Below are 11,687 nucleotides of genomic sequence, written 5' to 3' on the forward strand. Positions count from 1 at the left end.
CACGCGAGATTGTTCAAGGCAGGCTGCACCAATTTCCGATACCCCGCCAATGAACGACTCAAACTACCCCATCTCCCGAATCAAACGGAACATTTGCGAAATGCCGCCATGTTTCAAGCGCATGGTGCTGAAAAGGCATTTTTCGGTACAGGATATTCAGCGCATGCGGCAAGGCATTATCCCGCGCAATATGGATGACCGCTGGCTGTACTACATGCAGGACAACCGCTTTTTCATGCACAGAAGCTGGACGGGATTTTGTATTTACATTATCGAATTCGGCGAACAAGACACACACCTCGTTACCGTGAACGGCGATTCCGCCCAATACCGTATGTCGCCCGATGAATCTGCGGAAATCGAAACATTGAACCGGATACTCAATTCCGTTGTCTTGCAACATGGATGAAGAGTGTTCCATAGCAGGGAAAGCATATTATTTTGATGAAAAATAGCCCGGCTACACACACGCATTAGCCGTATTTTTATTTGCACACGTTTTTCAATATCCCAAACCCCAAAGTGCAGGCTGCTTTCTGGCCGTTCTGCCGCCCATCAAAAGCAGCCTGCACCCCAAAACAAGGACTCCCCATGACCCCTACACAACACACCGTACTCATCACCGGCGGCGCCACCGGCATCGGCTTTGCGCTGGCAAAAAAATTCCACGCAGCGGGCAACCGCGTGATTTTGGTCGGACGGCGCGAAGACGTGCTGCGCCAAGCCGTAGAACAACTTTCAGGCAGCCTGCACGATAACGGCGCACGTTGCGGATATGCCGTCGCCGACGTTTCCCAAGCCGAAGACCGCGCACGGCTGGCGGCGCAGTTTCCCGAAACCGGCATTCTCATCAACAACGCCGGCATCCAGTTCACCAAACGGCTGGACGAACAGACGGACGACGAAATCGCGCAGGAAATCGCCGTCAATCTCACCGCGCCCGTGCAGCTCACCCGCGCCTTCCTGCCCGTGCTGGCGGGCAAACCGCAGGCCGCCGTTATCAACGTATCATCGGGCTTGGCGGTGGTGCCCAAAGAAACCTGCGCCGTTTACTGCGCCACCAAAGCCGCGCTGCACAGCTTTTCGCAAGTGTTGCGCTGGCAGTTGGAAAACAGCGGCATCCGCGTGTTTGAAATCCTGCCGCCCATGGTCGCCACGCCCATGTCCAAAGGCAAGGGGCACGCGCACCTGAAAATCTCGCCCGACGAATTGGCAGACGAATTCTGGCGCGATTTTGAACGCAACCGCTTTGAAAGCATGATTGGCAAAACGAAGTGGCTCTATTGGATTAACCGCTTCTCCGCACGGCTGGGGCAGCGGATTATGCGGAAGGGTTTGTAATTTTCAGGCAGCCTGCAACACACCGGCATCAAAAACCATATTGCTAACCTTTTAGGAGACAAAAATGACCGACGCACACAAAATCTACACCGCATGGACACAGATGTGGAACGGCCATCTTGATATTGCCGACGAACTGTTGTCACCCCATTTCAAAGCGCACCTGACCGCCGACTCCACTCCGCCGCCCGCGCCCGTTACCGACATTGCCAGCGCGAAGGCTTGGATTGTCACCATCCGCGCCAAAGCCGATTTGCATTACGAACTCGTGCTCGGCCCGTTTTGCGACGGCGACATGATTTCCGCCTATTGGCGCGTTACCGCCACGCTCGGCGACAAAACCGCCGTCAAAGTCGGCACGGATTTCCTGAAAGTCAAAGACGGCAAAATCACCGACTGCTGGACGATGAACAACAACGCCGCATAAAGCGAAGCCCGATGGGTTTCAGGCAGCCTGCACTTGGATTTTGCAAAGTGCAGGCTGCTTTTCAATCCTCAAAAGCAGCCTGCACTTTTGCCTGTTGCCCATTCGGCCAAAACAGAAAAAATCTGTGCAAAATAAAGCCGCAAACCTGTTTCAATCTGCCCGAATGCGTTAAAATCCGCCTTATTTTGTTCAGGCGGTTTCACGGTTTCGCGCCGGATTTTTGCATTCGCCGCCGGTGCGGTTGCCCGCGTATGCAAAACGGAGGGTTCGCCGCCCGCCCACTTTACCTACCGACAACGAAAGAAACATTATGGCAGAAAACGGAAAAAAATGGCTGGTCGGCACGCTGAGCGCAACGGCGGTGGCCGTAGGCAGCTTCACATACGATTTGGTCAAACCCGCGCTGCAAGAGCAAATCAAGCGTTATGCGCCGGATTTTTTCCAAAGCACCAAAGAAATGGTGGCTGGGAAAAACGGTGCGGCCGCCAGCGATGCCAGTGCCGCATCTGCCGCGCCTTCGGCCTCCGTGCCGCAAACGGAAACGGGGGAAGAAGAAACCGAATCCGCAGCAACCGAAACGGAAAGCACCACCGATGCCGAAGATACCGCATTCAACACGGCCTATGACGAATGCAACACGGAAACGGGCAACAACCCCGCCATCGACCTGAACAACGACATGGAAGTGCACCGCGCCAATCTAAAATGCCTGATTGTCAATAAAAACCAAGGTGCCTATCTGGACAAACGCGCCGCCTCCGACAGCGAATTGCGCGAAACGCTGCAAGAAATCCGCAGCGAATTAACCCCGTAATCCCTCCGCAGAAGACTGATATGAACCTACGAATCGCCACCCTGTTACTGGCCAGCGCCGTTTTGTCCGCCTGCGGCAGCACGGCTTCCCGCACAAACCATACGCCATCCGACCAAGTCGGCCTGCAAAATGCCTGCGCGCGCCACTTTGCCAACGTGGCCGACCCTTTCGAGCGCGGCAACCGCATTACCGCCTGCGTGCGCAACCGCAGCCGCCGTTAAAACGCAGCGCATCCCCATCCAACCAAAGCAGCCTGCACCCAGGTAAACCCCTGATAGGCCGACCAAAATGAAATTCCCTCCCCTACTCCTGCCCATCATCCTTCTAGCCGCCTGCCAAAGCACCGCACCCGCCGCGCCGGCCGCAAAAAGCAGCCTGCAACCGCCGCAAAGCGCCGCACCGCAATACACCGAACGCACCCTGATTGTGTTCTACGACCCCGAAACAGGCAGCGAACCATTGCTGCAAGCCGTGAAGGATTACGGCGCAGAAGTCGGCTACCAATACAAAAACCTGAACGGCATCAGCATCCTTCTTGCCCAAGGGCAGGACATCGAAGCCGCGCAACGGCATTTCCGCAACGTTCGCGGTGTGCTGTCCGTGTCGCGCGACCGTATTATGCACCTGCATTGAGAAGCAGCCTGCACCCCCAATTTGGAAAGACTGCGGCAAAACGCGGCGCATTGTATTAAAATAACGGCTTTTGCCCATCCGCAGCACGTAAAATACCCAAGACAACCATGAAAACCACCGCATACGCCGCCCTAATATGCAGCGCCCCCCTGCTTGCAGGCTGCATTTCCGTTCCCGAACCCACCGTCCTGCACATGAGCGAACTGCGCAACAAAGATTTCGGCCGCTATCCCGACAACTACCAAGCCATCATCAAACGCCGCCTTGCAGAAACCCTGATTGACCCCGATTCCGCCAAAATCGCCGGCTTCACCCCGCCCAGAAAATACCTGCGCGTTTACCAAGACTTCAAAACCCAACGGCTGACCTACTACCCATCTTATGCCGTATGCGTCCGCATCAACTCCAAAAACAGCTACGGCGGCTACACCGGCTGGCAAGACCACGTTTACTTCATCCGCAACGGCGAAATCATGCTCGGCGGCGACCCGCTGCACATTAAATGCGGCAGCAGGCAAGATTTCTTCCTTTATGTCGAGCCGCTGGCGAATATAGAAGTAAGGCCTTGAGCAAAAATTATTTTCAGGCGGCAACCGCACTATGAATGCAGCCTGCACCCCGAAAACATCAAAGCGAAAACATCAAAGAAAGACCCGATATGACCACCGAAACCAACCCCTTGGACAACAGCCAAGGCGTCAAACACAAAGGCGCCAGCAAAACCGCGCGCATCCCCATCAAAGTCGTGCCGCTGGAAGAAAAACTGAAAAAACCCAGCTGGATACGCGCCAAAGTGCCCAGTAGTCAGAAATTCTTTGAAATCAAAGATATCCTGCGCAGCCAAAAAATGCACACCGTGTGCGAAGAAGCCTCCTGCCCCAACATCGGCGAATGCTTCAGCCACGGCACTGCCACCTTCATGATTATGGGCGACATTTGCACCCGCCGCTGCCCCTTCTGCGACGTGGGGCACGGCCGCCCCAACGAGCTGGACAAAGACGAGCCGAAAAACCTTGCCGAATCCGTGGCCGCCATGAAGTTGAAATACGTCGTCATCACCTCCGTGGACCGGGACGACCTGCGCGACGGCGGCGCACAGCATTTTGCCGACTGCATCAACGAAATCCGCAAAACCAGCCCCAACACCAAAATCGAAATCCTCGTGCCCGATTTCCGCGGCCGGCTCGACATCGCCTTGGACATTCTGGCGAAAAACCCGCCCGACGTGATGAACCACAATCTGGAGACCCACCCGCGCCTTTACAAACAGGCACGCCCCGGCGCGGACTACAAACACTCGCTGGAACTTCTGCGCCGCTACCGCGAAATGATGCCGCACATCCCCACCAAATCCGGCATCATGGTCGGCTTGGGTGAAACCGACGACGAAGTGCGCGAAATCATGCGCGATATGCGCGAACACGGCATCGAAATGATTACCGTGGGGCAATATTTGCAACCTTCGGACGGCCACCTGCCCGTGCTGCGCTATGTCACACCCGAGCAGTTCAAGCAGTTTGAAAAAGAAGCCTACGAAATGGGCTTCACCAACGCCGCCATCGGCGCCATGGTGCGCAGCTCGTACCACGCCGACATGCAGGCGAAAGACGTGCTGGAAGGTGTAAACTCTAACGCTATTTGCGACTAAACATCGCTATTTGCGAATTTAACAACGATAAATGCGACTGGGTGTAAATGTAAATATGACTCAACAACCAATTATTGAAATTGCCGAATTTCCACATGACAATAGATTGTGGCGGATAGACAGTTTAGGTACGATTTCATCTAAACTGGGAAACAATAATAATCTTATGATTGAAGTCAATTTGCGCCCAGTTTCACAAAGTACACTTAATCAATTCGCCAGTAGTTACTATCAAGATAAGAAAATAACTATTGATAAAAACTGGCAACAACGTATCTCTTGCCAAGTGAATATTGGGCAATTACCCATTCTAATAGTTGGCTCTATATGGAAAAATGGACGATTAGAATCTTATAACGCCATTAGTCAAACTGTTTCTGTTCAAAATGTAAACATTACCAAACAAAATATTCAATTTGTTGATAGCAATAAAAAAATTAAATATTTTGACAGATATAATCAAGAAAAAGACGGTCGGTTAATTCCTTTCAGTTATTTTGGACTGGATTATTCAAAACCAATTTCATGTTTACAAATCCAACATGATGATTATATAGACGGCATTATTATTCCAGTAACGGAAATAATCCGTTTTTATTATGCTTGCTCTACTAGATTAGCACATTTGGCATTTTCCAGTCCTCATGAAATTTCAAAAATTTATTATTCAGTAGATGAAGAAAATCATAAAGTTACTCTGAAACTTCCACAAAAATACACCGATAATGAAGCCTTTATTTTGGCACGAATTTTGTCTAATGAAACTGCATTTGCAGGATTTGAAAAAATCAGAAATTCATTGATGAAATTAGGAATTAACTCAAAAGCAACATCATTATTGGAAAGCCATTTTCCTTTTACTAGCTTAACTAATCTAACGGTTCGTGGTATTAAGATACACGAGAGATTTTTTGTTACAGAAATTTGTTCTTGTTCTGCGCCATTTCCTAATGTAATAGTAGATAGAGATAATGACGGACGTAAAGCCAATAAAGAAACTGATATTTCTGATGAAGATAAGCAAACTTATCAACGTGAGCAACCTACCGCAGGACAAAAAGATAATCTTGCTATTCAAAGCGAAGAAGAATCTGCTGCTTATACTAAACCGCTACAATTTACATTGAATAAAGATTGCTTTTTAGATTTAGCAAATAAAGAAATTGAGAAACCTGAAAAGCCATTTAACCAGTACAAATCTAGTTATCGTATTGTCAATATTGAAACCTCCGCCACAGGTTTAGGAACTGATTTAGGTACAACTGGGCGCACCACGATTGCGCCTAGTACACTCAATATACTGCCTGAAAAGCAGCATAGAGAAGTATTAGCTGCAACTTTTGAAAATTCAGATTTAGCGATTAAATATTTGAATGAACATTATGCCGACATTCAGGCTGCTATCCATCTATTTAATAACGAGAACTGTGATTTTGTTCCTTTTATTGCCCCAAGAAATAAAGCTCAATGGTCTTATTTGGATTCCAAAAGTAAGACAAGACGTAAAGTCTTATTTGGTAAAATTGAATATTGCGGAAAAACATTTTGGCTAATTGAAATTCAAGCGCGAGATAATGAACATTTTGTTACCGCTATTCTTCATTTAGATACGAATAATGAAATAGATTATTTTGCTAATTTATTGCATGAATTGGCGAAGAATAAAGGTATTTGGGGTAAACTTGTAGGCGTACAAAATATGAAAACTTTTAAGCATACGCATACAGATATTAAAAGTTATGCAGAGAAGATTTATACTAAAATTATTAACTTTAAAAAGTAAGGATTTCCAATGACAGATAGTAAAATTCAAGACCAATTAAATGAAGCCCTACAATTACACGACAACGTATGGGCAGACGAAGCAAAAACAATTTTAGCAAAAAATATTTTGTTGGATTTAGCAGAAAAAACTGACCCAGCAATTATCGGTTTGCTGCTGCAAAACGAAACACTCAAACGCCATTTTTTTGTAGAAATTGGTGGTGCTTTGGTATTCAAAGCACAAGATTTTCGCTTTTTCCTAGACAAGCACAGCGTAAATAATTCTTACACCCGATTTGCTAATCGTATTGGTTTAACGGACGGGCAACACTTTTTAAAAGACAGCACGGATATTGTGTTGGATTTTCCGTTTAAAGATTGTGTATTGAATGGTGGACAAAGCACCGAAGAAGGTGAAGAGATTTATTTTAAACGCAATAATGACCAGCCAGCCAGCCAGCCAGCCAGCCAGCCAGCCAGCCAGCCAGCCAGCCAGCCAGCCAGCCAGCCAGCCAGCCAGCCAATTATACACTAAATTAACCCAAAAAAGACAAGAAATATTTTTTAATCAACCACTTGCTTTTGATGAAATTGACCGACTTTTTGACGCAAAAGCATTCTCAAAATTCTCTCGCTATACCACCGCAGACGGTAAACAACCCGTTGGCGAAATCAAACGCCATTCAGACGGCTTTTTAAAAGGTGTGCCAGCCGAAAATCTCATTATCAAAGGCAATAATCTGATAGCCCTGCATTCGCTTGCCACGCAGTTTAAAGGCAAAGTTAAGCTGATTTATATTGACCCGCCGTATAACACGGGCAATGACGGTTTTAAATACAACGACAAATTTAATCATTCCACTTGGCTCACTTTTATGAAAAATCGCTTGGAAATTGCGAAAACATTGTTGGCTGATGATGGTGTGATTTTTGTTTCTATTGATGAAAATGAACACGCTTATTTAAAAATTCTGATGGACGAAATATTTAATCGTGAAAATTTTATTGGGGAACTCATTCGCAAAACTAAATCTACAACGAATGATGTAAAAACAGGTTTCAATATCCAACACGAATATTTATTAATTTTTGCCGAAGATAAATCAAATATATTTTTATTGGGAGAAGAAAAGGATTTTTCCAATTATAAAAATCCTGATAATGACCCAAATGGAGATTGGACAACTAGCGACCCAACAGCAACTGATGATGGCAGAAAAATTAAAAATGTAATGGAAATTAAAAATCCATATACAGGAAAAATAGATATTCCTGGCAATGGAAGACGTTGGCGTTTTAATGAACAAGGTTTCTATAAATTATTAGAAGAAGGTAGATTGTGCTTTAAGAAGGAACACAAACCTAATGAACGCGGCTTTTTCTTAAAACGATATAAAAATGAATTAAAAAGTGATTTTCTGTTTTTAAATAGTTTAGATACAGTAGATAACAAATTTTTAAATCAAGTTGCTACAAAAGAATTGATTAAATTATTTGATGACAAGGTTTTTGACTTTCCAAAACCTGAAAGCCTTTTTCAAATCATTATTCAAAGTTGTACAAATCAAGGCGACATCGTCCTAGACTACCATTTAGGCAGTGGCACAACTGCTGCCGTTGCTCACAAAATGAACCGCCAATATATCGGTATTGAACAAATGGATTATATTGAAACGCTTGCCGTTGAACGCTTGAAAAAAGTGATTGATGGCGAGCAGGGCGGTATTTCCAAAGCCGTGAATTGGCAAGGCGGTGGCGAGTTTGTTTATGCCGAACTTGCTCCATTTAACGAAACTGCAAAACAACAAATTTTGGCGTGCGCAAGTGCAGGCTGCCTAAAAGCGTTGTTTGAAGATTTATGCGAGCATTATTTCCTAAAATACAATGTGAGCGTCAATGAATTTAGCCAAATCATTGAAGAACCTGAATTTCAATCTTTGCCATTAGACGAACAAAAACAAATGGTGCTTGAAATGTTGGATTTAAATCAAATGTATGTTTCATTATCCGAAATGGACGATGCACAATTTTCAGGCTGCCTGAACGATGACGATAAAGCGTTAAGCCGTGCGTTCTATCAATCAGTAAAAAATCAAGCGGAGAAAAAAGATGGCGAATAATAAAACTTTGTTTGATTGGGTGGAAGACCGCAAATCAACCCTAGAAGAAATGGAACAGACGGATTTTTTCGCACTGCCTGAATTTGTAGAACGCAATTTAAAATATCCGTTTTTTGAATGGCAAAAATTGGCTTTAGAAAATTTTGTGATTTTTGACCGCACTTCAAAATTAAAGGATTTTTCCGACATCAAAAACCGCCCTACCCATTTGCTGTTCAATATGGCAACCGGTGCAGGCAAAACGATGATGATGGCGGCATTGATTTTGTATTATTTTGAAAAAGGATATCGGCATTTTTTGTTTTTCGTCAATCAAAATAATATCGTGGATAAAACGGAAAATAATTTTATTGACCCAACGCACGCAAAATTTTTATTTACCGAGAAAATTTTGCAAGGTAATAATGTAATTCCTATTCGCAAAGTGGAAACATTTAGCCAATATTCAGACGGCATTGAAATTAAATTTACCAGCGTTCAAAAACTGTATAACGATATTCACACCGAGCGAGAAAACCAAACCACATTGGCGGATTTGCACAAATTGAACCTTGTGATGCTGGGCGATGAAGCACACCATTTAAACGCTCAAACAAAAAGCAAAAAACAAGGCAAATTAGATTTAGAAAAGGAAATTAACGATCGCACTAGTGATGCTGAAATTGAACGCAAAGGCTGGGAGCATATGGTTTTGGAATTGTTACTCAATAAAAATGGCAATCCTAGCCAAAATGTGCTGTTAGAATTTACCGCCACACTACCTGAAAATGCTGAAGTGCAGGAAAAATACCGCGATAAAATCATTGCGAAATTTGATTTGAAAGATTTTTTGAGCAAGGGTTATACGAAAGCGATTAATTTAATTTCTTCTACATTTACGAAAAAAGAGCGCGTGTTACACGCGCTGCTGTTTGCTTGGTATCGCCATCAAATTGCGTTGAAATATGGCATTGCCAATTTCAAGCCTGTGATGTTGTTTCGCAGCAAAACGATTGATGAATCTTGGTCGGATTATCGGGAATTTTTGCAATGGTCGCAAAATATTCAGGGGTCGGATTTTGAATTTTTAAATCGGCTTTCAGGCAACCTGAAAGCGGACGAAAATGAAAATGAACAAGGTAAAACACGCACGGAACAAGCGTTGGCGTTTATGCGTGAGCAAGGCTTGGAAACTAGCCATATTGCGGATTGGATTCATCAATCTTATCAGGCGCACAATGTGATTATTACCAATTCACAAACCAATAAAACTAAAAAAGAAAAAACTGATGAAAACACGGAAAAATTGCTTAATAATTTAGAAGCGGTGGACAATCCTGTTCGTGCCATTTTTACGGTGGATAGATTGACGGAGGGTTGGGACGTGCTGAATTTGTTTGATATTGTTCGTTTATATGAGGGGCAAAATGGCGGTGGTTCAAACAAAAAATCAGGCAAAACCGCAAGTGCAACGGTATCAGAAAAACAGCTAATCGGGCGTGGTGTGCGTTATTTTCCGTTTGTGTTTGGCGATAAATTACCCAATAAACGCAAATTTGATGAAGATTTACAGCATGAGTTGCGTGTGCTGGAAGAATTGTTTTACTACACGCATGATGAACAATCACGCTATATTTCTGAATTGAAAGCGGAATTGCGTAAAGATGGTTTTTTGCCTGAAAACTCGGATAAGGTTTTAGTTGAAATTGGTTTAAAACCTGAATTTGCCCAAGATGAAAGTTTTAAAAATATTTTGATTTGGGTAAATGAAAAACAAGCTAATCTGAATGCAAAAACCAATAATGCAGATAGTTTAAAAGCCAATCCGCAAACGATTGTTTTTACCGCGCATGGCAGTCAGGTTGTGCAGGAAACGCAATTTTCAGCCGATGAAAAAGATGAGAAATCGCAACAAATTGGCAAATCAGGTTCGTCTCATGAACCGATTACCATAGCGAAAATGGAAAAACATATTTTCAATAAGGCTTTGCATATCAAGGGGAAAAGGGCAAATTCCTTGTTTCATTTTAACCAGTTGCAAACGAAATTGAATATTGCCAGTCGTGATGAATTGCAAACGGATTTACTCAAAGATTGGAAAATTAAATTTTTGGGTTTGGACAACAATCAAAAAATCAGCCCTGATGATAAATTGCAAGCGTGTTTGAATGTGTTGGATAAGGTTGAAGCGCATTTAAATCAAAGTGATAAGCCATTTGTTGGTACAACTGAATTTACATCAAAAAAATTGTGGGATATTTTCAGTCAGCCAAAACAAAAATGGGTTAATGCAACAGATATTAAACAATCAGTTATTCAAAATCATGATTGGTATGTGATGGATAATTTTATTGGCAATAATTTGGAAGAACAGTTAATTAATTATATTGTTAATGAGTTAAAGAATTTGCAAGCCAATTACGATGTGAAGTTAATCCGTAATGAAGAAGTGTTGAAATTAGCTAATTTTGACAATGGCGATGGTTTTATGCCTGATTTTATTTTATTACTGAAAGATAAACATCAATCCACCGTTAATCAAACAGATGATTTATTGCATTATCAAATTTTCATTGAACCAAAAGGCGAACATTTGATAGCAACGGATTCTTGGAAACAAGATTTCTTAAATGCGATTACCACACAATACGGTAAAAATAGGATTTTGCAAAAAGATACACCGCATTATCGTTTGATTGGCTTGCCGTTTTTTGCTGATAAAGAGAAAAATCCTAAACAATATGATAAGTTTGACCAGTTATTTCCATTGAGTTGATTTACCTAACAACTAGCATAATTTCAGGCTGCCTGAACTGTAGAAACCAGTAGCGTTGTTTACAGTATTTCAGGAAAATACTGACATGAACATGCACAAAAATACCCGCCTCACCCCGCACCACCGCCAAGCCATTTGGACAGCCTACACCCAAGAGAAGGAGAGCATCACCTCCCTGGCCCGTC

Annotated in this window: 12 protein-coding genes and 1 pseudogene; all 13 read left to right on the plus strand. The window is 43.9% G+C overall.

Annotation, left to right across the window (positions count from 1 at the left end):
- Nucleotides 1-100: 100 nt before the first annotated feature.
- On the plus strand, nucleotides 101-409 hold the full coding sequence (locus HMPREF9098_RS02625) for a hypothetical protein (RefSeq protein WP_050781224.1): 309 nt from the start codon (nucleotides 101-103) through the stop codon (nucleotides 407-409).
- 182 nt (nucleotides 410-591) lie between these two features.
- Nucleotides 592-1,341, plus strand: a complete 750-nt coding sequence (locus HMPREF9098_RS02630; RefSeq protein WP_040564206.1) for an SDR family oxidoreductase — start codon at nucleotides 592-594, stop codon at nucleotides 1,339-1,341.
- A 64-nt stretch (nucleotides 1,342-1,405) separates the two neighbouring features.
- Nucleotides 1,406-1,768 (plus strand): nuclear transport factor 2 family protein, encoded by a 363-nt coding sequence (locus tag HMPREF9098_RS02635; protein ID WP_003781743.1) that lies wholly within the window; start codon nucleotides 1,406-1,408, stop codon nucleotides 1,766-1,768.
- Nucleotides 1,769-2,078: 310 nt separating this feature from the next.
- On the plus strand, nucleotides 2,079-2,582 hold the full coding sequence (locus tag HMPREF9098_RS02645; protein ID WP_003781747.1) for a hypothetical protein: 504 nt from the start codon (nucleotides 2,079-2,081) through the stop codon (nucleotides 2,580-2,582).
- Between the two features lie 20 nt (nucleotides 2,583-2,602).
- Complete coding sequence (locus HMPREF9098_RS02650) at nucleotides 2,603-2,803, plus strand: hypothetical protein (RefSeq protein ID WP_003781752.1); 201 nt, start codon at nucleotides 2,603-2,605, stop codon at nucleotides 2,801-2,803.
- A gap of 67 nt (nucleotides 2,804-2,870) precedes the next feature.
- The gene (locus HMPREF9098_RS02655; RefSeq protein ID WP_003781753.1) at nucleotides 2,871-3,215 is read left to right on the plus strand and encodes a hypothetical protein; all 345 of its coding nucleotides are present in this window, start codon (nucleotides 2,871-2,873) and stop codon (nucleotides 3,213-3,215) included.
- Nucleotides 3,216-3,322: 107 nt separating this feature from the next.
- Entirely contained in the window at nucleotides 3,323-3,784 is a 462-nt protein-coding gene (locus HMPREF9098_RS02660) for a hypothetical protein (RefSeq protein ID WP_003781755.1), read from the plus strand.
- An 89-nt stretch (nucleotides 3,785-3,873) separates the two neighbouring features.
- Nucleotides 3,874-4,863 carry a lipoyl synthase gene (lipA, locus tag HMPREF9098_RS02665; RefSeq protein WP_040564207.1) on the plus strand — a complete coding sequence of 330 codons (990 nt, stop codon included), beginning with the start codon at nucleotides 3,874-3,876 and terminating at the stop codon, nucleotides 4,861-4,863.
- Nucleotides 4,864-4,918: 55 nt separating this feature from the next.
- Complete coding sequence (locus tag HMPREF9098_RS02670) at nucleotides 4,919-6,646, plus strand: Tn7-like element transposition protein TnsE (protein ID WP_003781758.1); 1,728 nt, start codon at nucleotides 4,919-4,921, stop codon at nucleotides 6,644-6,646.
- 9 nt (nucleotides 6,647-6,655) lie between these two features.
- Nucleotides 6,656-7,162 (plus strand): site-specific DNA-methyltransferase, encoded by a 507-nt coding sequence (locus HMPREF9098_RS12025; protein ID WP_003781762.1) that lies wholly within the window; start codon nucleotides 6,656-6,658, stop codon nucleotides 7,160-7,162.
- Nucleotides 7,068-8,747, plus strand: a complete 1,680-nt coding sequence (locus HMPREF9098_RS02680) for a DNA methyltransferase (protein ID WP_003781764.1) — start codon at nucleotides 7,068-7,070, stop codon at nucleotides 8,745-8,747. Before HMPREF9098_RS12025 ends, HMPREF9098_RS02680 begins: the two co-directional genes overlap by 95 nt.
- Nucleotides 8,737-11,502: a DEAD/DEAH box helicase family protein gene (locus HMPREF9098_RS02685; protein WP_003781768.1), complete on the plus strand. Its 2,766-nt coding sequence runs from the start codon at nucleotides 8,737-8,739 to the stop codon at nucleotides 11,500-11,502. Before HMPREF9098_RS02680 ends, HMPREF9098_RS02685 begins: the two co-directional genes overlap by 11 nt.
- An 85-nt stretch (nucleotides 11,503-11,587) precedes the next feature.
- Nucleotides 11,588-11,687: pseudogene (locus HMPREF9098_RS12185) on the plus strand (IS481 family transposase); the annotation flags it as partial.

The organism is Kingella denitrificans ATCC 33394 (genome assembly GCF_000190695.1).
GTDB lineage: Bacteria > Pseudomonadota > Gammaproteobacteria > Burkholderiales > Neisseriaceae > Kingella_A > Kingella_A denitrificans.

What these genes read in the sequence shown, in the direction of transcription:
- HMPREF9098_RS02625 (WP_050781224.1), top strand. Translation starts at nt 101, where the DNA reads ATGCCGCCATGTTTCAAGCGCATGGTGCTGAAAAGGCATTTTTCGGTA.
- HMPREF9098_RS02630 (WP_040564206.1), top strand. Translation starts at nt 592, where the DNA reads ATGACCCCTACACAACACACCGTACTCATCACCGGCGGCGCCACCGGC.
- HMPREF9098_RS02635 (WP_003781743.1), top strand. Translation starts at nt 1,406, where the DNA reads ATGACCGACGCACACAAAATCTACACCGCATGGACACAGATGTGGAAC.
- HMPREF9098_RS02645 (WP_003781747.1), top strand. Translation starts at nt 2,079, where the DNA reads ATGGCAGAAAACGGAAAAAAATGGCTGGTCGGCACGCTGAGCGCAACG.
- HMPREF9098_RS02650 (WP_003781752.1), top strand. Translation starts at nt 2,603, where the DNA reads ATGAACCTACGAATCGCCACCCTGTTACTGGCCAGCGCCGTTTTGTCC.
- HMPREF9098_RS02655 (WP_003781753.1), top strand. Translation starts at nt 2,871, where the DNA reads ATGAAATTCCCTCCCCTACTCCTGCCCATCATCCTTCTAGCCGCCTGC.
- HMPREF9098_RS02660 (WP_003781755.1), top strand. Translation starts at nt 3,323, where the DNA reads ATGAAAACCACCGCATACGCCGCCCTAATATGCAGCGCCCCCCTGCTT.
- lipA (WP_040564207.1), top strand. Translation starts at nt 3,874, where the DNA reads ATGACCACCGAAACCAACCCCTTGGACAACAGCCAAGGCGTCAAACAC.
- HMPREF9098_RS02670 (WP_003781758.1), top strand. Translation starts at nt 4,919, where the DNA reads ATGACTCAACAACCAATTATTGAAATTGCCGAATTTCCACATGACAAT.
- HMPREF9098_RS12025 (WP_003781762.1), top strand. Translation starts at nt 6,656, where the DNA reads ATGACAGATAGTAAAATTCAAGACCAATTAAATGAAGCCCTACAATTA.
- HMPREF9098_RS02680 (WP_003781764.1), top strand. Translation starts at nt 7,068, where the DNA reads ATGACCAGCCAGCCAGCCAGCCAGCCAGCCAGCCAGCCAGCCAGCCAG.
- HMPREF9098_RS02685 (WP_003781768.1), top strand. Translation starts at nt 8,737, where the DNA reads ATGGCGAATAATAAAACTTTGTTTGATTGGGTGGAAGACCGCAAATCA.